The organism is Rhizobium sp. YS-1r, from assembly GCF_000757525.1.
GTDB lineage: Bacteria > Pseudomonadota > Alphaproteobacteria > Rhizobiales > Rhizobiaceae > Neorhizobium > Neorhizobium petrolearium.
Genome location: NZ_JPYQ01000056.1, coordinates 91,365 through 110,754 on the forward strand (window position 1 = coordinate 91,365; position 19,390 = coordinate 110,754).

A 19,390-nucleotide genomic window follows, 5' to 3' on the forward strand; every position below is an offset into this window, starting at 1 on the left:
CATCTCCGGCGATCGATGGCGCTGCTGCCATGGCAGATCACCGCCCTCGCACAAGGACGGTGAAGACCGGCCGGTCACGCCGCCACGGGTTGAGGCGTATAGCCCGCTTCGCGGATCGCTTCCTCGGCCCTTGCCGCATCGCCCTCGACTGTCACCCTATGGACCGAGAGATCGATCGTCACCGCAGCATCCGGCAGGGCTTCACCCAGCGCGCCGCGCACGGTCTTTTCGCAATGGCCGCAGGTCATGTCCGGTACGATGAAAGTCGCAATCATTTTCAAGATTCTCCTTGTTGAGATAAACGCCTTCTGCACCTTCCCACAACGGGAAGGTCAAGCGGGCTGTTTCGTCTTTTTCGACCCCGAGGATGCAGGCACGTCGCCGGCAAGGTCGTCGAGGATCGGGCAATTCGGGCGATGATCGCCGCCGCAGCAATGGGCCAGATGCTTCAGCGTCTTCACCATGCCCTGCATTTCGGCGATGCGTCGTTCGAGATCGGCGATATGAGCCGTGGCGACTTCCTTGACCGCCGCGCTTTCGCGGCTCTTGTCCTGCCAGAGTTTCAGGAGCGTCTCGGTCTCTTCCAGCGAAAAGCCGAGCGAGCGCGCCCGCTTGATGAAGCGCAGGATGTGCACCTCGTCCTCGCCATAGACCCGGTAATTGTTGCCGGTGCGGCCCATGGGGCGGATCAGCCCGATCTCCTCGTAATAGCGGATCATCTTGGCCGTCACGCCGGAGGCGTCGGAAGCCTGTCCGATATTCATCTCGTCTCTCCTATCTTTACCGCTTTCAGTCTCAGCGCATTGCCGAGCACGAAGACGCTCGACAGCGCCATGGCGCCAGCCGCAATCATCGGCGACAGCGTGAGCCCGAAGGCGGGATAAAGCACGCCGGCCGCGACCGGGATCAGCGCCACATTGTATCCGAACGCCCAGAACAGGTTCTGCTTGATGTTCACCATGGTCGCGCGGCTCATGGCGATCGCCGAGACGGCGCCGGAAAGCTCGCCGCCGACCAGCACGACGTCGGCGCTTTCGATCGCCACATCCGTGCCGGTGCCGATCGCGATGCCGATATCGGCTTCCGCCAATGCCGGCGCGTCGTTGATGCCGTCACCGACGAAGGCGATCTTCCGGCCGCTTTGGCTTCGCTGGGCGCGCATCTCGTGGACCGCAGCGACCTTGCCTTCCGGCAGGACCTCGGCCACGACCCTGGTGATCCCGACCTGGCGGGCGATGGCTTCCGCCGTCCGGCGGTTGTCGCCGGTCACCATGGCCACTTCGACACCCATTTCCCGCAGCGCCCTGATCGCAGCCCGGCTTGCGGGCTTCAGGGGATCGGCAACGGCGATCACCGCGGCAAGCTTGCCGTCCACCGCGGCATAGAGCGGCGTCTTGCCCTCGTCTGCAAGGCGGCTGGCCGCTTCGGCAAATTCTTCCACCGAAAGCCCGAGCTTCTCCATGAAGCGGTCGGCACCCACGGCGACCTTCCGGCCGTCGACCACCGCCTGAATGCCGTAGCCGGTGACGGATTCGAATTTTTCGGCCTTCGGCACGGCAATGCCCTTTGCTTCCGCCGCCTTGACGATGGCTTCCGCGATCGGGTGTTCGGACTGCGCCTCGACACTTGCCACCAGTTTCAGAACCTCGTCCCCGGCAAGGCCTTCGGTCGTGACGAGATCGGTCAGTTCCGGCCGGCCCTTGGTCACCGTGCCGGTCTTGTCGAGCACGACGAGGCTTACGTTGCGCAGTTCCTGCAGTGCCTCACCCTTGCGGAAGAGCACGCCGAGTTCAGCCGCCCGGCCGCCGCCGACGACGATCGAGGTCGGCACAGCAAGCCCCATGGCGCAGGGGCAGGCGATGATCAGCACGGCAACCGCATTGATGAGCGCGTGGGTCAGCGCCGGGCTCGGGCCGTAGAAGGCCCAGACGGCGAAGGTGAGGATCGCGAACGCGATCACCATGGGCACGAACCAGGCGGTGATCTTGTCGACCAGGGTCTGGATCGGCAGTTTCGCCCCTTGCGCCTGCTCCACCATGCGGATGATCTGGGCCAGCATCGTGTCGCGGCCGACCTTGTCGGCGCGGAAGCGGAAGGAACCCGTCTTGTTGATGGTACCGCCGACCACGGTCGCGCCGGCCGCCTTTTCCACCGGCAGCGGCTCGCCGGAAATCATCGATTCATCGACATTGGAAGTGCCGTCGATCACCGTGCCGTCGACCGGAATGCGCTCGCCGGGGCGGATGACGACGATATCGCCCGCCACCACCTCGCCGGCCGCGATATCGACCGTCTTTCCATCGCGCTCGACGCGGGCGGTCTTGGCCTGCAGACCGGCAAGCTTCTTGATCGCCTCGCCGGTGCGGCCGGCGGCGCGAGCCTCCAGGAGCCGGCCAAACAGGATGAGCGTCACGATCACCGTTGCCGCCTCGTAATAGACGAAGCGGGCGCTTTCGGGCAGCAGGTCCGGCGCAAAGGTCGTCACCAGCGAATAACCATAGGCCGCGAGCACGCCGACGGCGACCAGCGAGTTCATCTCCGGCGCGCCGCGCAGGAGCGCCGGCAGGCCGAGCCTGAGGAAGCGGAAGCCCGGCCAGAAGATCACCGCCGTCGCGGCCAGGAAATAGAGGTAGTAGAGATTCTGCGCGTCGATGCTGCCCATCAGCCAGTGATGGAACGGATCATAGAAATGGCTGCCCATCTCCAGCACGAAAAGCGGCAGCGTCAGCACGAAGGCGATCGCAAGGTCGCGCTTCAGCTTCCCCTCCTCACCCTGGTGCATGTGCGCATGGTCGTGTCCGCCGGCATGGGCGGCATGATCCGCCTGGTCCCGACCCGAAGGGTCAGGGCCCGCATGGTCATGATGATGACCATGCCCTGCATGCCCCGCGCGTATTGCAGCCGGCAGCATTCCGGCCTCGCGGAGCGCATGATCCATGGCGCCCGGCGGGATTTCGTACCCGACCTTCTTGATCGCTTTTTCAAGCTCTTCGGGCAAAAAGCCGTCCGCCGATTCCACCGTCAGCTTCTTCGTCGCGAAGTTGACCGCGCTCTTGTCGATACCCGGCACCTTGGCGGCCGCATTTTCCACCCGGCGCACGCATGACGCGCAGGTCATGCCCTCGACCGGGATGGTGAAGGGTTCGCGAAAACGGTTCGGGTTTACGGTCTGGTTCATCACTGGATCCCTGGGAGCGGTTTCTCTCATTCCCGCCCTATGTGGAGCTTCCCATCATGGGAAGGTCAAGGGGTGATGATGCGGATTTTTTGGCCTCGTCAGAGCAGGAATTCGTCACCGTTTCCGTGGCCGGCCGCCAGACGCGGACGGATGCCCTGGGGGACCGTTGCTAGAGAGAGAGACGTTATTCGTCCTGGTCGCCACGCTCTCCGATGCCGAAGACCGGCGCGCTCAATCCCGCGAGCAGGAGCACCAGTTCCGCCTGCCTCGTGGTGCCGGTCTTGCTCATGATCCGCTTCAGGTGCGAGCGAACGGTTTCGAGCGAAACGCCGAGCGAGGCGGCCACCGTTTCCGGCGTCTGGGCCATCGCAATGCCGCGCGCCACGCGGGCTTCGGCCGGCGTCAGGTCGAAGAGGCCGCAGAGAACCCGCATATCCGGTGAGCCGACCTTTCCCACCTCGGTCACCGCCAGAACCGCCATGGAACGGGAGAAGATGTCGCGCGCCGCGCGGCGGATCGGCAGGAGATGCAGGATCAGCGCCGGCGCCCCGTCGCGCGCCATCATCGGCAGCGACTGCACCGTCGGCACGGCTTGAGCCCTGTAGCGCTTTATCGCATCGTCCAGCAGCGCATTGGCGCCTGCCCCCTCCAGGATCAGCCGGTCGGCGGCGCCGGTGCGGATGCGGGGAGCGAGCGCCTCCATCTCGGGATTCATGGCGATCGCCCGGCCTTCATCGCCAATCACCGTTGCCGGCAGGCCGAGCATGGAAAGCGTCTCGGTCATCGAACGGGCTGCGTTGAAGGAAAGGCGGGACGAAAGATAGGCGGCCCGGGCGATATCCGGCTTCAGAAGATTGAGCCGGGCAAGCTCCTCATCGGCAAAATGCTCGCGTCCATGGCCGCGCATGAGGATGATGGCGATCGTATGCCCGGTCGGCTCCTGAAATACGCAGCCGGCTTCCCATTTCACGCCGTGAGGTTCGAGAAAGGTGGGACGGATGAGATCCTCCTCGTATTCCTCCTTCGTCAGGATGTCGATATCACGGCCGAAGGAGAAGGGAGAGCGCTCCAGTGCCCTGGCCGCCCTGGTATTGTTCAACCGGTGTTCGCTCCTGGCGAACTCGGCATAGATTTCCGCGACATTGGGCGTCGTGACGAAGCGATGGCTGCCCTGGCCGTCCACGGTGAAAATGGAGGAACTGTCCGCCGCAACCGCCGAGGCCAGATGTTCACAGGCCTCCGTCCAAAGCTCAGGGACGAGGGCTGCCTCATAGAGGCGGTCTGCCAATGTACCTTCTGCCTTCATCAAACTGCCATCGAATGGTTGAACTGACGGGCATCAGGTTTAACCTCCGCGGGCAGGAAGGTACATTCGCAAAATTACGTAAGTAAGAACTCGCCTTTTGAATATATTTCGAATTTTACCTACCCGGCCGGCAGATAATTCTCGACGACGTGGTTCTCAGCCGTTTCCACCCACCGTCAGCGGCCAGTCGACCAGATAGTCCTCGAAGTCGTCGACATCGACATCCTCCTCGCTGACCGTTCGACCGCGGGCGGATATGCCGGCGAGATGCACGGTCTCCGGATCGCCGGAGACGAGCGGGTGCCACCAGTAGAGGTCCTCGCCGTCACGCACCAGCCGGTAGCCGCAGGTGGGCGGCAGCCAGGCGATATCATCGACCGTCTCGGGCGTCAGCCGGATGCAATCCGGCACGGTCGCCTGCCGGTTTTCGTAATCCTTGCAGCGGCAACTCGTCCCATCGAGCAGGCGGCATGCCACGGAGGTGAAGACCACTTCCCCCGTATCCCAGTCCTCAAGCTTGTTGAGACAACAGAGCCCGCAGCCGTCGCAGAGGCTTTCCCATTCCTCCCCGCTCAGCTCGTCGAGCCGCTTCGTCTTCCAGAAAGGTTCTTCCGTCATATCACTTTCGCGGCAGCATGGAACAAATCGCCCATCCTGCCCTTTACCTGTTGCGATTTGGCTATCGCGCTTAAACCATTTGTCAGCTATTGCTGAATAACGGTGAGAGCTCATGCCTTTGATCCCTTCATGGGGCGGCGTCAAGCACATCTCATTGAAAACGGGCGGGGGAATCCACGGTGCAGGACGAACTGCAGGACGAGCCAAAGTCACCCGACGACAGGCCGCGCAGAAAGCGCCACTTCCTGCTGCGCATCGATTCCTGGATCGATTCCACCGTCTGGAATCTCGGTTTCACGCTCGGTGAAATATGGGAGGAGATCACCATCTTCTCCCGCAAATTCCGCGTCCGCGGCTTCAAACGCATCGGCTTCGAGCTTGCCGGCGAGACGATGACGCTCGGCACCGCCGGTTTTGTCGTTCTTCTGGCGCTGGCGCAACCCGCCTTCGAGGAAACCAAGGAAGACTGGCGAAATCGCGGCGATTTCGCCGTCACCTTCCTCGACCGCTACGGCAATACCATCGGCCACCGCGGCATCATCCATGAGGATTCCGTCCCGATCGACGAGCTGCCCGACCATCTCATCAAGGCCGTGCTCGCAACCGAGGACCGCCGCTTCTTCGACCATTTCGGCATCGATTTCATCGGGCTCACCCGCGCGCTCAGCGAAAACGCCAAGGCAGGCGGCGTCGTGCAGGGCGGTTCGACCATCACCCAGCAGCTCGCAAAGAACCTCTTCCTCACCAACGAGCGCTCCATCGAGCGCAAGATCAAGGAAGCCTTCCTGGCGCTCTGGCTGGAGGCGAACCTGTCCAAGAAGGAAATCCTGTCGCTCTATCTCGACCGGGCCTATATGGGCGGCGGCACGTTCGGAGCGGCGGCGGCGGCGCAATTCTATTTCGGCAAGAACATCACGGAAGTGAACCTCGCCGAATCCGCCATGCTCGCCGGCCTCTTCAAGGCACCGGCGAAATATGCGCCGCATGTCAATCTGCCGGCCGCCCGCGGTCGCGCCAACGAGGTGCTCTCCAATCTCGTTCAGAGCGGGCTGATGAGCGAGGGCCAGGTGATCGCCGCGCGGCGCAACCCGGCCACCGTGGTCGACCGGGCGGACGTCAAGGCACCCGATTATTTTCTCGACTGGGCCTTCGACGAGGTGCAGCGGCTCGCGAAGAATGGCAAGTTCCGCGAGCATTCCGTCATCGTGCGCACGACGATCGACACCGGCCTGCAGCAGGCGGCGGAATCCGCCATGGAAACCAGCCTGCGCGAATATGGCGAGAGCTATAAGGCGAAGCAGGGCGCTCTGGTGATGATCGAGAACGGCGGAGCCGTGCGCGCCATGGTCGGCGGACGCGACTATGGCGAGAGCCAGTTCAACCGCGCCACCCGGGCACTTCGCCAGCCGGGCTCCTCCTTCAAGCTCTATACCTATTCCACCGCTATGGAGAACGGCTTCACGCCGGAATCGGTCATCTCGGATGCGCCGATCACCTGGCGCGGCTGGTCGCCCCAGAACTACGGCCGGTCCTACAAGGGCAAGGTGACGCTGCTCACCGCCATGGCCCAGTCGTACAACACCGTGCCGGTCCGGCTCGCCAAGGATTATCTCGGCACGGAAGCGATCGTTGCGACCGCCAAGAAGATGGGCATCGAGACCCCGCTCAGAACCGACAAGACCATCCCGCTCGGCACGTCGGAAGTCACCGTGCTCGACCAGGCGACGGCCTATGCGGTGATGCCGGCAGGGGGCATGCAATCACGCCGCCACGGCATCGGGCAGGTGCTCGGCTATGACGGCGACGTGCTATACGATTTCAACCGCGACGAACCGCCGGCCAGCCGCGTGCTTTCGGAACAGGCGACCTCGTCCATGAACCGCATCCTGACGCAGATCCCGGTGATAGGCACGGCCCGCCGGGCGGCCCTTGACGGCGGCATCGTGACCGGCGGCAAGACCGGCACCTCGCAGAGCTACCGCGATGCCTGGTTCATCGGCTTCACCGGCAATTACACGACCGCCGTCTGGTACGGAAACGACGATTTCACGCCGATGCACAACATGACGGGCGGCTCGCTGCCGGCCATGACCTTCAAGACGCTGATGGACTATGCCCATCAGGGCATCGAGCTCAGGGCCATTCCCGGCATCGAAAACCCGCTGCCGACCGGCGGTCACAAGGGTACGGAAGTGGCAAAGAAAGATGGCGAGCCCGGCCTTGTGCTCGTGCGGCCACGCTCGCTCTCGGCCGAATCCACCCGCATCCTCAGGCAGATCGGCGAAAACCTGAAGAAGGCCGGCCCGCTCGCGCCGGCGGGCACCAAGGTGGCCGACGCCGGGGGCGCGGCCGGTGAAACGGAACCGGCAAAGGGCACGCCGGTCATAACGCCGGTCAGCGGAGAGCTGCGGCGGTAGATTCAGGCGGCGTTTCTGGAGAGGAATATCCCCTCACTTGCGATTTCTAACACTTAGCTTTCAGCTAAGATGTTGAAATCGCTTTCTCTCCCACAGGGGGAGAGATAGAGATGCCGCGCTGCCGCGGGCTTACCTCTCCCTTAGTGGGAGAGGTTACAAAATCAGCATCTTAGCGAAGCTAAGTGCTAGATTTTGTTGGTGAGGGGGTCCGCAAACAACTCGTCATTCTCCAGTATTCAACTCCGCCAGAATCGTCAGAACTGTGCCATCGAGATTCTTCACTACGTCATCGTTCCAGAAGCGCAGGACACGAAAGCCCTGAGATTGGAAGAAGGCGTCACGGACTTCATCCGATTTGCTCTCGGCATGCTGGGCTCCATCGACTTCGATGATCAGCCGTGCTTCGAAGCAGACGAAATCGAGGATATAGCTTCGAAGCGGCACTTGCCGGCGAAATTTGAAGCCCTCCAGTTTCCGATCACGGATCGCCTGCCAGAGCATGTTCTCCGCTCTCGTCGAATCCATCCGCATATCGCGAGCGCGGCGTCGATTGATCGGCGGCGGTTCATGGCGCATATCCTCCCCCAGTTGTCGGAATGATAGCACCGATCCCCTCACTTGCAATTTCTGACACTTAGCCTTTGCTAAGATGTCAAAATTACTTTCTCTCCCACAAGGGGAGAGATACCGATGCCGCGAGCACGACGTTCTACCTCTCCCCTTGTGGGAGAGGTTACAAAATCAGCATCTTGAGCCAAAGCCTAAGTGCTAGATTTTGTTGGTGAGGGAGTTTCAAGAGAGGCAATCATGGCAATTGCGCTCACTAAACTGCCTCCCCCGCCCATTCCTTCCCGCCAGAATCAATGCTAACCCTCTGATGCAGCTATTCCGAGGGCCAAAGCAAACCCGTGTTCCGTGTTCCCTTCCTCATCGCGATCGCACTTGCCATCGCCTTCGGCGGCGGGATCTGGTCCACTCTCATAGCGCTTGACGCGACCGTCGGCTTCGGCGCCATCAAGCTCGGGCCCTGGGAAGCCTTTCCGGAGGTGCAGACCGCCAAGGCGGACCCTTACGCGAAATCACACCGGGCGAATGCCGGCAAGCTCATCTATGCCAGCGCCGAAGGCCTCGTCTTCACCGCCGCCACAGACGAGACGGGCGCCCGGCTTTCCGGGAACTGCTCCTACCGTCTGACCGGCCATACGCCGCCGGCGCGTTTCTGGACGCTGTTTGCCAGCGCACCCGGCGCCGCCCCGCCGTCCGCCCGTTCCGACCTGCCGAGGGCGCTCAATTCCCGCATCGTGCTGCGCGACGAGGACGGCAGCTTCGATATCGCCATTTCCTCGACGGCCAGGCCGGGAAACTGGCTCGCCGTGCCGGCTCCCGGCTCGTTCCGGCTGACGCTGACGCTCTTCGATACGCCGACGGCCGGCAGTTCCGGCCTCATCGACCTGACCATGCCGCGGCTGGAAAAGATCGGGTGTGGCAATGCTTAGACCTCGGTCGCGATTTGCGCTGCAGATCCTTTTCGCCGTCGTGACCGGCCTCATCGGCGCAGCACTCCTGCATCTCGTCATCGTGCTACTGCTGCCGGAATTCAGCGAGCGGGACGCCTATACCCGCATTCTGGCGGAAGGCGATATCCACCGCTTTCACCGCCTCGGCGAACGACCGGACCGGGCGGGGCTTTCCAAGGACGATCCATTCGTGGAAGCTGCCGTGTGCGCTTTCGATGTCGGGAGCGGCCCCGTGCGGCTGACGGCTCAAAATGGCGGCGTGCCCTTCTGGTCGCTTGCCGTCTACGACCAGTCGTCCAACGAGGTCTTCAGCATCAACGACCGAACATCGGCCGGCGGCATGCTGGACGTGGTGATCGCCACGCCGGTGCAGATCACCACGCTGCGCAAATCGCTGCCGCAGGCGGTCTCGCAGTCGATCCTGGTGGAAACCCAGCAGGCGGAAGGTTATGTCATTCTCAGAAGCCTCGCGCCGCAGGCAAGCTTTGCGGATATCGCCTCGCAATTTCTGACCCAGGCAACCTGCGCGCCCTTCGAGTGGCGTTCCAGAAGCCGGTTCTGACGGTATTGAGTGAAAGGTAAGGACTTGAGCTGCTGGCAAAGAGCGGCAACATCCCCTTCGTCATGCTCGGGCCTGTCCCGAGCATCTAACCACGGCTACGATTTTAAATCTAATCAACAGATTGGTTAGGTGAGCAGATCCTCGGCACAAGGCCGAGGATGACGCCGCGTATGCCGGAAGGTTTGTCGTCAAATAAACCGGGAACTCGATCTATTCGGCATGAACGGCGTGGTTTTCGGCCTTGCGGTCTCCCCGGTCATCGAAGCGCTCATAACGCACCCCGGTGAACAGCAAGAGCCGGCCGGCATCATCTTCCTCGCCGATCCTGATCTGTGGTCGGCGGATATTCTCGCTCCGCCATCTGTTCAGCACTACGATCTCTGCCATGCTCGTCTCCGTTTTCAGGAATTCGAGACGGATGAAGACGGACCGATCTCACCCTGCCCTCCTTGAGGGCTGGTGCTCCCCGAGGGGTAACCCGCGGGCATACCGCACCTTTCTCCTTGCAGCACCTTTTCAAACAAGGCGCAACGATATTCCCGTACTGGCAGCCGGTTCCGCCTCAGCCGGTCGCCTGACGGATGGCCTCCAGGGTCGAGCCCTGCAACGCGAGGCCATCCGGAACCTGAAATCCCGGCAATACACGCCGGTTACTTCGCAAATTCAGCCAGAGCAGCGTTAATAGTGAGTTAATGCTAAAATAGCATTTGCTACCGGTGCATGTCTGGTGTCGGCAATGGAAACGCACGATCGGCCGATTGGTTCACACATCGATCTGACTCGCTGCGCATGGCGATGATGAACCAACAGGAACTCCAAAAAATCACAGACGTATCAAAACGATCCGTTTTCACTGACCGTTAACCCTCAGAGAGTTAGCATCTGGTTAAACCGGGGCGCTCCCTTTCCGATGGATGTTTTCACAGCTGCGTGAGAGCGGCTCGGCGCCACAGGGAGAGTTCCGATTTGAGGACTTAAGCAAGGTACGATGAAAGCGTCAGGCGGGCCTTGAGGCGGGCCTGGATGCTTCGTGGCACCTCCGGATTTGTATTGCGTTGACGTGAGTTTGCCCGTGACGAACGAGTTTCGCGACCTTGAGAGGCCCCCGGCCATGCGTAAGAAGGATGTGGTGCTGATGGCCACCGTGACGAGCTTCGAAAGTCTGCCGCATCCGTCGCGGTCGGAACTTCGACAGTTCGCCGAACTCTTCGCCCCGCTCTTTACCGCTTCCTCCGAAGAGGCCCGTCGCGAGGCGGTCGCAGCGCTTTCACAATGCAGGACCGTGCCGCCGGCCGTCGCCTTTTTCATCGCCTGTCAGCCGATCACGATCGCGGCTCCCTTCCTCATCTCGTCCGCCTGCCTTACCGACGACGCGCTGATCACCATTGCCCGCACGCAAGGAGAAGCGCATGCCCGCGCGATCGTCAGCCGCGAAGCACTGTCGCCGACCGTCATCGATGCGCTCGTCGGTCTGCGCTACGATCACGCGAAGCGCCTGAGCGCCAATGGCGGAGGTACCGAGGAGGTGCGGGCCGTGCGACCGATGCCGGGCGCGACGGACGATGCCGAGCGGCTGGCGCGCGAGGAGCATTTGCGCCGGCACATCAAGGCGCTCGCCGGACATGTCAACCGGCCGGCCGCGGACCGGCTCGGGCTTCGCACCCTTTCGCCGATCCAGGAAGCGCTGCTCGTGCGCTTCGCCCGCAACCGTGAGGCCGGCCTGTTCGCCAGCGTGCTCGCCGACACGCTTTCCGCCAGCCGATGGCTCGCGGAGCGCATCATGCTCGATATCTCCGGCCAGCAGCTCGCCACCACACTAAAGGGCGTGGCCATGGAGACCGAAGATGCAGTCTTCATCCTGCAGCGGCTCTACGACCATCTCTCGGCCCCGCAGAACGGCATGCCCCGGGCACAGGCGCTCTGGGAGGCGCTCGACGAGGACGAATGCGGCAGGCGTGTCGAAGCCTGGCGCCGCGCCGACCGCTACACCTACGCCGAACCGCAGCGGCCGGTCGCTTCCGACGCGCGTGATGGCGAAGGACACGAGGCCCTGCCGCAGGTGATCCGCACCACGGCGAGCGCCCGCAGGCCGGTGCACGGCCTGCGCCGGGTTCGATAAAGCGCTGTCTTCAACCGGCGGGCTTGATGACCTCGAAAAGACCGGCAACATCGTCGGTCTCCAATTCCAGCAGCCAGAGATCCGGATCGAAGCGGAGTTCGCGCGACAGCATCTCGCGGACGGCATCGGGTTCTGCCCTTTCCGCCCTCGTCTCGAACTTGCGCCCCGCATCCTCCTCGCCGAAGAAGTTCTGCGGCGCCGGCGCGTAGAGCGTCTGCAGTCCGTCGCGGAACCGCTGGCGGATAAAGATCGCGCCCGCCTCCTCCGCCCCCTTCTTCTCGACGGCGGCGAAACCGCCGAGTGCGAAGACGCGGCGTATCAGGGCGGAAACAAAGATATCGGACTTCAGGCGCATGGCCCGTCTTACGGCGGTTCGCCGCGAAGGGCAAATGGCTGAACGAGCGGCCTTATGTCCAGATGGCCACCCCGAGGCATGTCGAGATCGCGAGGCGACCTGTCCCAAAGGCTTCCATTACGGTTGCTTCTTGTCGCCAATCGATTTCTGGATGGCTTTGACGGCCGCTTTAAGCGGCGAGATGTTTTCACTCACAACGACCCAGATCACGTCGTCTGCAATCTTGTGATACTCGTGGCGCAGGATATTGCCGATACCGCGAATCTTCTTCCCGGGAATATCGGGAGCAAGGTTTAACAGCTCATCAGGTATGTGACGGGAGGCTTCCGATATGATTTCCAGCGCTCGTTGCGTGCCGTGGCGCAGCAACCAATCGTGTTCAAACTCGGCCAGGGACTTTCCGGCGGTATGGGTTTCAATGCCTTCGATCGCTTCCAGAATTTCAGCTAGAACCGGCTCGACCTTGCGCTTGACCATCAGAAAATACGGACGGCGGATTGTTCTATATCGGTCCGCAGCATCGGATGCAGGCTGCTGCGGGTCGTAACGTCAACCTCAACGGAAAGCTCTTCCTCTAGAAACTGCTTGATCCCGACGAGGTCGAGGAGCGAGAACCGCTTGGCCGGGTCATAGTCGATGAACAGGTCGATGTCGCTCAATGCCCGTGCTTCATTGCGGGCCGTCGATCCGAAAAGGTAAAGAGCCGTGGCGCCCATGCCTTTCACGGTATCGGCGTGTTGCTGGAGTTTCTTGATGGCGTCGGCTCTGTTCATGACGATAGCCTATATCATTTCGTGCAAGGCATCCATCTTCATCGCCTGACGGGCCGGCAAAGCTCCATTCCCCGGGATTTGCCGATATCCGGCAATCATCGCCGCCACCTAAAGCGTCAAAGCGCGCCGATCGACTTGAGCTTCTTCAGCACCATCTCGTTGGGCTCGCCGGTTTCCGGCAGGCGGTAGTGCTTCTGGAAACGGCGGATGGCGGCCTTGGTCTGCTCGCCGGCAACGCCGTCCACCGCGACATCCGCATAGGCGATGTTCGACAGACCGCGCTGGATCTGCAGGACGAGATCCGCCGAGGATGAAGATGCCGCCGGCTTTTGGGCGACAGGTGTTGCCCGGGGCCTGGCATTCGTCCGGGGAGTCGATCCGGTGCTGGGAATCTCGGCAGGCGGCCTCATCACCGGGCGGCGCTCGGCCGAGCGGATCGCCGCCGCCACGGGGTCCTCGTTGCGCGCAGCAGCAACCTTTTCCGGCGGACGGCTTACGGGGATCGCCTTCGACGAGGAGGCCGGCTGGGCAGGCTTTGCCGGGGCTGCCTTCGCGGTTTCAACCGGAGCCGGCCTTTGCGGGACGGGTTGCGGCGCGGCCTCCCGGGCCTCTCTCTGGATTGTTTCCGGGCGCGGTGCGGGAACGGCGACCGGCAGCGGATCGGATACGGGAGCGGAGACCGGCCCGGCTACCGATTCGGTCGCAGGTGCCGTTGTGGCGGGCGACGATGGGGGCGCATCCGGATCGGCGCGCTCGATGCGGAAGGTCGTCACTTCCTCGGGCGCTGCGCGGCGCACGGGCCGATAGCCGGCGATGGCATTCGGGTCGCTGGCGTCGCGGGTGGCAAGGAATGGCGCGGGATGGCCCCCCGGCTGGTACCAGAGCGCATTGGCAGCGACGAACGAGAAGACGACGATGAAGGCCGCAGCGCCGATGACGGGCCTGGGATGGCGCGCAGCGGCGCGTCCCGCTGCCGAGAGGAGGCTCGACAGAAGGCCCGGCTGCCGGACAGGCTTTCTCCTGTCAGGCGATTTTCGCTTCCGCGCGGCCATCGATAAAATCCTGTTCGTCCATCATGAACGTTTTCTGCGGCGTTAGCCGGGCTTTGCTGAGCCGCGGCGGGAATTCGACTTTCTCCTCCCGGGTTTGGTCCCGTTTGCTTCCGATCCCCGACCCGTCGGCCGGCAGCGAGACCGTCACCACGGTCCCTTCGCCCGCACGGCTGGCGATCGAAAAACGGCCGCCATGCAGCGCCACCAGACCCTTGACCAGCGAAAGGCCGAGACCGGTTCCTTCGTAGCTTCGAGTATAGGCATTTTCAACCTGCATGAAAGGCTGGCCGATGAACTCCAGCTTCTCGGCCGCAATGCCGATGCCGGTGTCGCTCACGGAAATCACCACGTCGTCACCGGCGAGCACCGCGTCGATCGAAACGGCGCCGCCGGCCTCGGTGAACTTGATGGCATTGCTTGCGAGATTGATGAGGATCTGCTGCACCGCGCGGCGGTCGGCGATGACTTCGCCAAGGCCCCGGGAGGCGCGGCTTGCCAGCGTGACGCCCTTTTCACGCGCGGACAGGTCGAGCATGGCGCGGCAGGCCTCCATGGCCTCGGCGAGCGCGAAGGGTTCGGCGATCAGTTCGTAGCGGCCGGCCTCGATCTTCGACATGTCGAGCATGGTGTTGACGACAGAGAGCAGATGCGCGCCCGACTGGCGGATCAGCCCGACATATTCGCGCTGGCGGTCGTTCTCGAGCCTGCCGAAATATTCGCCGGCGAGCACGTCCGAAAAACCGAGGATCGCATTGAGCGGCGTGCGCAGTTCATGGCTGACGGCAGCGAGGAAGCGTGACTTCGCCTCATGGGCGGAGCGCGCCTCGGCGACACGGGCGACCGCCTCAGCGCGCAGGTCTTCCTCTTCCGACATGTCCCGCGCCTGCGCGAAGGCATGCACGAACTGCCCCTCGCCGTCGCGAATTGCGGTCATGTCGAGCCGGACGGGCAGGAACTGGCGGCCGGCGGCCGAGAGAGGCCGTTCGATCCGGATGTCGACAACCGCGCTTGCCGCCCCCTGGCGCAGCACATCGAGCGCCTGGACGAGGCCGATCCGGTCCGACACATGCACGCATTCGGCAAGCGGCAGGCCCGAAGCCTCGCTGAGGCCGACGGGAAAGGCGTCACGGTCGCGTCCACCCGTCTTCATGACCTGACCCTGCGGGTCGAGGATGAGCGACAGGCCCGGGCAGGCCTCGAAAGCAATGTCCTCCGGCTGCGGGACGACGGCGGAGACGATCGCATGGCGCGGCAGCGCAAAGAGGGCCGCGACGGCCAGCAGGAAGAAAGAGATGACCAGTGCGGCGCCGACCGGCAGCGCCAGCGCGGGGGTGAAGACGAGCGTGAGCGCGGACGGCACGACAACCAGCGTTGCGAGGCAGGCAAAGACCAGGCGGCGGAAGAGCGCAATCTCCTGCGCGCGAGCCACTTCGCCTTCGCCAAGGCGAGTGAGCCAGCGGTTCACGGTCTCATCGACCAGAAGAACCATCCTGTCGGCAATGTTACTCAATACGCGCACGCCATACCCTGAAGAGACTCGTTTTTAACACGAGGGACAATAGGCCCCCGCGGCTTAAGGAAAGGATAAAAGATAGGGTGCCGAACGCCCATCCGAAGCCCGAAATCCGACTTTGGCACATCTTCGCCAAGCCTTCTCCGCTTGTGGTTAACACGACGTAAGCGACGGATTTGGTTTGATTTTTCCTGCGACGTTAACTTTTGTGGCAATCGAGCGGGCGCAAAGCCCAGAGCTTTTCGGGCGTCTGCCGCAATTATGCTTAACATCATCCGCTAAAATTCGAGACAAGCTCGCCAGAAGTGTCATGCAGCGGAACCGATAGATCGAATTTTAGATAAATTTGCCGAAAAACCGAGCGGTTGCGTCAAAGCCATATTTGCTTCCGGGCGGTACAACCATGTTCAAGACCGGCACAGACCCGGCGGCCCTGCACTATCCCGGAATCACTCCGGAAGCCGGCAGGGAAAACAGGTGGACAGGACGATGTGGTTTCTCATCAAGGGAACATTCTGGTTCGCAGCCGTGCTGGTGGTGCTCTCCTACTTCAGCAACCGGCCTGTGACCGTGACCGAGGGTGTCTCGGCGATTGAGGTCGGCGACGCTTTTCACGCCGCGACCGAAGCCTATCAGTATGTCAGCGCCATCTGCCTGGAAAAGCCGGATGTCTGCGAAAAGGGCGCCGAAACCTTCTCGGCACTCGGGGTCAGGGCCAAGGAAGGCGCCCGCGTCGCCTTCGAACTGCTCGACAAGCAATTTGGAAACGGGCAGTCCGGCGTGAAGGAACCGGAAACCGCAGTGCTCGCCGATCCGGACCCGACACCCTTTCCGTCCGAGGCCGCCGAAACCGCTCCCGCCCCTGCCGACACGATCTCCACCGGCACCATCCTGACCGGTTCGGTGCCGGTACCGCAGAAACGCCCGGTTCACTGAACGGGATCGTCCTTACGAATTTCAAAGCTTGTGCCGGGCCTGATTGCCTCGGTTCCCGGCGCTGGACCTGCCTGCCCTGCTATTCGGCATTTTGCTGACGCCGTGAGGAATGAACGCCTCACGGCGCATTTTTTTCTTTTATCCCGCATTGCAATGCCTATATGAAACGCAGATAAACCGGAGCGCCCATGGCCAGTATCGACCAGATCATCGACGATTTCGCCTTCCTCGACGAGTGGGAAGACCGCTACCAGTACATTACTGAGCTCGGTAAATTGTTGCCGGACCTTGCTGAAAGCGAAAAAGTTGATGAGAATAAAGTTCAAGGCTGCATGAGCCAAGTCTGGGTGATCAGTCATGTTGAGGACGACGGCGCTGATCCCGTCATGACATTCGAGGGCGATTCAGACTCTCAAATCGTGCGCGGCCTCGTGGCGATTGTGCTTGCTGTTTATTCAGGCAAACGCGCTTCTGAAATCACTTCTACAGATGCGATCGAGATCTTTAACCGCTTAGGCCTCATGGATCATCTTATCTCGAAGCGGACGAATGGCCTGCGTTCGATGGTCAAGCGGATTCAGAACGAGGCGAGCATGCGGGTCGCGGCTTAGATAAAAAACTCTCCCGGCCTGTCGGCCACCCTCCCCACAAGGGGGAGGGAAACAAGCGGCAACATCCTGTCTTCCTGAAGCTTCTCGCCCTCTGAAGCGATTTCTCCATCCCAATGTGTCTGATTTGTGCCCATTCGCCTTACCGCGGTGAGGACGTGCAAAAAGGTTGCGGCATATCCCCTCCCCCTTGTGGGGAGGGTGGCCTGCAGGCCGGGAGGGGTAACAGATATCTACAAGACAGGCCGGTAATCCTCCGTGCCCCAATGGTGGCTGCTGCGGCGGCTTGCGGGCGGCGGCGCGTAATGACGGGCGAGCGCCAGAAGTGCGGCGCGCAGCATCAGCTTTGCCGAGCGCGCCGGCCACTGGCGTTCGCGCTCCACCGTCTCCAGCCCCTTGGAAAAGCAGCAGACGTCCACCGCGACGCCGGAAAGTTCCGGCCCCATGGCATCCATCGCCCTGGAGAATCTCAGCCTTGCGGCCATGGCGCTGTCGGCAATCTCCGCCTGACCACCCGCATGCCCCTTCCCCCGGCTCGACAGACGCGGTTCCCAGGAGGCGGTGACGCGCGGCTGCAGCTGCCCGCGGGTGAAATCGGCAAGCAGCCGTTCGCCGGCCTCGATCGCGTCTGCCGGCAGGAAGGGCTTGCCCTCACGATCCTTCATCCGCGCCACCGCGCCCAGCGGCGATTCCAGAAGATTGCGCCGGACCGGCTGGCGGGCACCTTCCACCTCGGCGGTGGCGGCAACCATCTCGCCATGCTGCTCGATGAATGCCTCTCCGCCCGTGACCAGGGCCCGGCGCAGGAAGGCCGATGCCTCGGCACTTGCCGTAAGCCGGCCGCCTGAAAGACACGCCAGCCCGAGCGACCGGGCCTTGGCAATCACGGCTTGCGGATAAAGCCGTTCCCCGCCACCGGTTACCCGCATCTCGCCGCCTTCCGCCGTCTCGACCGCGCATTCGCCGCGGGCGAGCTGGCGGATCAATCTGAGGAGCTGCTTTCCACACGATCGATCGGCCTTCCTCTCATTCATGGGCCGGTACCTCCGACATGCCGAAGACGACCGTGACGATCCGTTCCACCGCCGAGACGAAATCGTCGAAGGCGGGATCGTCGCGGCGATCCTCGACCACATGGCAGGCATGGCCGACGGTCGTGCGATCGCGGCCGAAGGCCTCGCCGATATCGCTCATCGAGATCCGCAGGGCGACGTGGCAGACATACATGGCGATCTGCCGCACATGGCATGAAAGGCGCCGCCGGTCCCGGCGCAGCATCACCCGGTCACCGAAAAGCGGCACAAGTTCGCCGACCATCTGGCGGACGATCCGGCACACATTCCTGAGCGGCAGGCTGGCGGGAAGCCCAGACGGACGGCTAGCGGCACAGGCAGCGATCAAGCGGCCGGGCGGCGGGACGAAAGGCTCGAAATGTTTCTCCAAAGGCATGACAAATTCCCTCATGAATAGGAATTAATTCATACACCTTAGAGCAAGAGCGGGGATGCAAGAAACCGCCCGCCTACAACCTCTCGCTGAAATTATTGATATTTTTGACAAGAGGCAGAAAGAAAATGGGATTTTTTTCCTCTCACCGTCCCCCTCCTGCCTCCCGCAAGGAAAAACCGGGCGTGGAAGCCCGGTCTTCATCGCATTCGCATTTTCGGGTACAAAATCCCATCCCCGGTCGCGTTACGATCGGTCTCCACCGGAGGGATTGGCTTTTTCCCAATTGGCCAGCCAGCGTCTGTCCCGGCTCAGGCGGCCTTGCTGCGCTTGCGGCGCTGCCCAAGACCCATTTCCTTGGCGAGCCTGGAGCGCGCTTCCGCGTAAGCCGGGGCTACCATCGGATAATCGGCCGGCAGACCCCACTTCTCGCGGTATTCTTCCGGAGTCATGTTGTAATGGGTCATGAGGTGCCGCTTCAGCGACTTGAACTTCTGACCATCCTCGAGGCAGATCAGATAGTCGTCTTCGATGGACTTCTTGATCGGAACGGGCGGCTTCGGCTTTTCGACGGCTGTCGCAACCGGAGCCGGCGAGGAGGTGTTGCTCAGTGCCGAATGCACGTCGGCGATCAGGTTCGAAAGATCGCTGACGGGGACCACGTGGTTACTCACATAGGCAGCCACGATATCTGCTGTCAGTTCAACCAGCAGGTCCTGGCCTTTGCCCAATGCGATGTCTGTCATTTCCTGTCTCCTGTTGTAAGTGACCGGCAGGCCCGCGACCTCCGCGGCACCCGACCGTTCGCAGAGTCTCCCGAAGAAACCCCAAAACCCCCGCATCGTCCCTGGACCGAAGCCTACCCCTAAGCTTCATGCGGAAGAAAAGCGATTTTCGCCGGATATTGCTTTCGACTGAAATCAGCCTCGCCATCGACCTACACCTGTTTTTCAGTCTGAAAAACTTGCCGGCTCTATCGAATTAACGAGG

The 19,390-nt window shown here is 62.3% G+C and carries 21 protein-coding genes; 6 read left to right on the forward strand and 15 right to left on the reverse strand.

The features are described 5' to 3' along the window. Positions 1–74: 74 nt before the first annotated feature. The 5 genes from JL39_RS25950 to JL39_RS25970 form a co-directional block, all read right to left on the reverse strand. Positions 75–275 (reverse strand): heavy-metal-associated domain-containing protein, encoded by a 201-nt coding sequence (locus JL39_RS25950; RefSeq protein ID WP_037157581.1) that lies wholly within the window; start codon positions 273–275, stop codon positions 75–77. Positions 276–332: 57 nt separating this feature from the next. Continuing rightward, positions 333–764 carry a Cu(I)-responsive transcriptional regulator gene (gene cueR, locus JL39_RS25955; RefSeq protein ID WP_037157584.1) on the reverse strand — a complete coding sequence of 144 codons (432 nt, stop codon included), beginning with the start codon at positions 762–764 and terminating at the stop codon, positions 333–335. Further along, positions 761–3,178: a heavy metal translocating P-type ATPase gene (locus tag JL39_RS25960; RefSeq protein ID WP_037157587.1), complete on the reverse strand. Its 2,418-nt coding sequence runs from the start codon at positions 3,176–3,178 to the stop codon at positions 761–763. Before JL39_RS25960 ends, cueR begins: the two co-directional genes overlap by 4 nt. Positions 3,179–3,362: 184 nt before the next feature. Next, a complete protein-coding gene (locus tag JL39_RS30650) occupies positions 3,363–4,466 on the reverse strand; it encodes a helix-turn-helix transcriptional regulator (RefSeq protein WP_161784806.1) in 1,104 nt (367 codons plus the stop codon). A gap of 174 nt (positions 4,467–4,640) precedes the next feature. Further along, a complete protein-coding gene (locus JL39_RS25970; RefSeq protein WP_037157590.1) occupies positions 4,641–5,102 on the reverse strand; it encodes a YcgN family cysteine cluster protein in 462 nt (153 codons plus the stop codon). A 191-nt stretch (positions 5,103–5,293) separates the two neighbouring features. Between JL39_RS25970 and JL39_RS25975 the strand changes: the two genes are divergently transcribed. Then, positions 5,294–7,519 carry a transglycosylase domain-containing protein gene (locus tag JL39_RS25975; RefSeq protein WP_081953039.1) on the forward strand — a complete coding sequence of 742 codons (2,226 nt, stop codon included), beginning with the start codon at positions 5,294–5,296 and terminating at the stop codon, positions 7,517–7,519. 222 nt (positions 7,520–7,741) lie between these two features. Here JL39_RS25975 and JL39_RS25980 read toward each other — a convergent pair whose 3' ends face one another. Beyond that, positions 7,742–8,095 (reverse strand): DUF559 domain-containing protein, encoded by a 354-nt coding sequence (locus tag JL39_RS25980; RefSeq protein WP_037157593.1) that lies wholly within the window; start codon positions 8,093–8,095, stop codon positions 7,742–7,744. A 332-nt stretch (positions 8,096–8,427) separates the two neighbouring features. On the opposite strand from JL39_RS25980, the gene JL39_RS25985 reads away from it, so the two are divergent. Continuing rightward, positions 8,428–9,015, forward strand: a complete 588-nt coding sequence (locus tag JL39_RS25985) for a DUF1214 domain-containing protein (RefSeq protein ID WP_037157596.1) — start codon at positions 8,428–8,430, stop codon at positions 9,013–9,015. Continuing rightward, complete coding sequence (locus tag JL39_RS25990; protein ID WP_037157599.1) at positions 9,008–9,598, forward strand: DUF1254 domain-containing protein; 591 nt, start codon at positions 9,008–9,010, stop codon at positions 9,596–9,598. Before JL39_RS25985 ends, JL39_RS25990 begins: the two co-directional genes overlap by 8 nt. Positions 9,599–9,808: 210 nt before the next feature. On the opposite strand, the gene JL39_RS32235 is transcribed toward JL39_RS25990, so the two are convergent. Continuing rightward, positions 9,809–9,985, reverse strand: a complete 177-nt coding sequence (locus JL39_RS32235) for a hypothetical protein (protein ID WP_200884009.1) — start codon at positions 9,983–9,985, stop codon at positions 9,809–9,811. 685 nt (positions 9,986–10,670) lie between these two features. Here JL39_RS32235 and JL39_RS25995 point away from each other — a divergent pair. Beyond that, complete coding sequence (locus tag JL39_RS25995; RefSeq protein WP_081952995.1) at positions 10,671–11,717, forward strand: DUF2336 domain-containing protein; 1,047 nt, start codon at positions 10,671–10,673, stop codon at positions 11,715–11,717. Between the two features lie 10 nt (positions 11,718–11,727). Here the strand turns inward: JL39_RS25995 and JL39_RS26000 are convergent, their stop codons facing one another. The 5 genes from JL39_RS26000 to JL39_RS26020 all read right to left on the reverse strand — a co-directional run bounded on the left by JL39_RS26000 (position 11,728) and on the right by JL39_RS26020 (position 15,416). Then, entirely contained in the window at positions 11,728–12,072 is a 345-nt protein-coding gene (locus JL39_RS26000; RefSeq protein WP_037157602.1) for a DUF1491 family protein, read from the reverse strand. Between the two features lie 117 nt (positions 12,073–12,189). Then, positions 12,190–12,549: a HepT-like ribonuclease domain-containing protein gene (locus JL39_RS26005; RefSeq protein WP_037157604.1), complete on the reverse strand. Its 360-nt coding sequence runs from the start codon at positions 12,547–12,549 to the stop codon at positions 12,190–12,192. Beyond that, the gene (locus JL39_RS26010) at positions 12,549–12,845 is read right to left on the reverse strand and encodes a nucleotidyltransferase (protein ID WP_037157607.1); all 297 of its coding nucleotides are present in this window, start codon (positions 12,843–12,845) and stop codon (positions 12,549–12,551) included. The genes JL39_RS26005 and JL39_RS26010 overlap by 1 nt, the downstream gene beginning before the upstream one ends. Before the next feature lie 116 nt (positions 12,846–12,961). Beyond that, positions 12,962–13,897, reverse strand: a complete 936-nt coding sequence (locus JL39_RS26015) for a peptidoglycan-binding domain-containing protein (protein ID WP_037157610.1) — start codon at positions 13,895–13,897, stop codon at positions 12,962–12,964. Continuing rightward, positions 13,869–15,416 (reverse strand): HAMP domain-containing sensor histidine kinase, encoded by a 1,548-nt coding sequence (locus tag JL39_RS26020; protein WP_037157613.1) that lies wholly within the window; start codon positions 15,414–15,416, stop codon positions 13,869–13,871. Before JL39_RS26020 ends, JL39_RS26015 begins: the two co-directional genes overlap by 29 nt. A gap of 483 nt (positions 15,417–15,899) precedes the next feature. Here JL39_RS26020 and JL39_RS26025 point away from each other — a divergent pair, with 483 nt between their 5' ends. Both JL39_RS26025 and JL39_RS26030 read left to right on the forward strand, forming a co-directional pair. Next, on the forward strand, positions 15,900–16,346 hold the full coding sequence (locus JL39_RS26025) for a DUF5330 domain-containing protein (RefSeq protein WP_037157616.1): 447 nt from the start codon (positions 15,900–15,902) through the stop codon (positions 16,344–16,346). Positions 16,347–16,534: 188 nt separating this feature from the next. Continuing rightward, the gene (locus JL39_RS26030) at positions 16,535–16,957 is read left to right on the forward strand and encodes a SufE family protein (RefSeq protein WP_037157624.1); all 423 of its coding nucleotides are present in this window, start codon (positions 16,535–16,537) and stop codon (positions 16,955–16,957) included. Between the two features lie 230 nt (positions 16,958–17,187). On the opposite strand, the gene JL39_RS26035 is transcribed toward JL39_RS26030, so the two are convergent. From JL39_RS26035 to JL39_RS26045, 3 genes are all read right to left on the reverse strand, one after another. Beyond that, positions 17,188–17,988 carry a DUF6456 domain-containing protein gene (locus tag JL39_RS26035; RefSeq protein ID WP_037157627.1) on the reverse strand — a complete coding sequence of 267 codons (801 nt, stop codon included), beginning with the start codon at positions 17,986–17,988 and terminating at the stop codon, positions 17,188–17,190. Then, positions 17,981–18,403, reverse strand: coding sequence for a helix-turn-helix domain-containing protein (locus JL39_RS26040; RefSeq protein WP_037157629.1), 423 nt, complete (start codon positions 18,401–18,403; stop codon positions 17,981–17,983). Before JL39_RS26040 ends, JL39_RS26035 begins: the two co-directional genes overlap by 8 nt. Before the next feature lie 308 nt (positions 18,404–18,711). After that, positions 18,712–19,146, reverse strand: coding sequence for a MucR family transcriptional regulator (locus JL39_RS26045; protein ID WP_037157632.1), 435 nt, complete (start codon positions 19,144–19,146; stop codon positions 18,712–18,714). Positions 19,147–19,390 lie beyond the last annotated feature (244 nt).

What these genes read in the sequence shown, in the direction of transcription:
- JL39_RS25950 (WP_037157581.1), bottom strand. Translation starts at nt 275, where the DNA reads ATGATTGCGACTTTCATCGTACCGGACATGACCTGCGGCCATTGCGAA.
- cueR (WP_037157584.1), bottom strand. Translation starts at nt 764, where the DNA reads ATGAATATCGGACAGGCTTCCGACGCCTCCGGCGTGACGGCCAAGATG.
- JL39_RS25960 (WP_037157587.1), bottom strand. Translation starts at nt 3,178, where the DNA reads ATGAACCAGACCGTAAACCCGAACCGTTTTCGCGAACCCTTCACCATC.
- JL39_RS25970 (WP_037157590.1), bottom strand. Translation starts at nt 5,102, where the DNA reads ATGACGGAAGAACCTTTCTGGAAGACGAAGCGGCTCGACGAGCTGAGC.
- JL39_RS25980 (WP_037157593.1), bottom strand. Translation starts at nt 8,095, where the DNA reads ATGCGCCATGAACCGCCGCCGATCAATCGACGCCGCGCTCGCGATATG.
- JL39_RS25990 (WP_037157599.1), top strand. Translation starts at nt 9,008, where the DNA reads ATGCTTAGACCTCGGTCGCGATTTGCGCTGCAGATCCTTTTCGCCGTC.
- JL39_RS32235 (WP_200884009.1), bottom strand. Translation starts at nt 9,985, where the DNA reads ATGGCAGAGATCGTAGTGCTGAACAGATGGCGGAGCGAGAATATCCGC.
- JL39_RS26000 (WP_037157602.1), bottom strand. Translation starts at nt 12,072, where the DNA reads ATGCGCCTGAAGTCCGATATCTTTGTTTCCGCCCTGATACGCCGCGTC.
- JL39_RS26005 (WP_037157604.1), bottom strand. Translation starts at nt 12,549, where the DNA reads ATGGTCAAGCGCAAGGTCGAGCCGGTTCTAGCTGAAATTCTGGAAGCG.
- JL39_RS26010 (WP_037157607.1), bottom strand. Translation starts at nt 12,845, where the DNA reads ATGAACAGAGCCGACGCCATCAAGAAACTCCAGCAACACGCCGATACC.
- JL39_RS26015 (WP_037157610.1), bottom strand. Translation starts at nt 13,897, where the DNA reads ATGGCCGCGCGGAAGCGAAAATCGCCTGACAGGAGAAAGCCTGTCCGG.
- JL39_RS26025 (WP_037157616.1), top strand. Translation starts at nt 15,900, where the DNA reads ATGTGGTTTCTCATCAAGGGAACATTCTGGTTCGCAGCCGTGCTGGTG.
- JL39_RS26030 (WP_037157624.1), top strand. Translation starts at nt 16,535, where the DNA reads ATGGCCAGTATCGACCAGATCATCGACGATTTCGCCTTCCTCGACGAG.
- JL39_RS26035 (WP_037157627.1), bottom strand. Translation starts at nt 17,988, where the DNA reads ATGAATGAGAGGAAGGCCGATCGATCGTGTGGAAAGCAGCTCCTCAGA.
- JL39_RS26040 (WP_037157629.1), bottom strand. Translation starts at nt 18,403, where the DNA reads ATGCCTTTGGAGAAACATTTCGAGCCTTTCGTCCCGCCGCCCGGCCGC.
- JL39_RS26045 (WP_037157632.1), bottom strand. Translation starts at nt 19,146, where the DNA reads ATGACAGACATCGCATTGGGCAAAGGCCAGGACCTGCTGGTTGAACTG.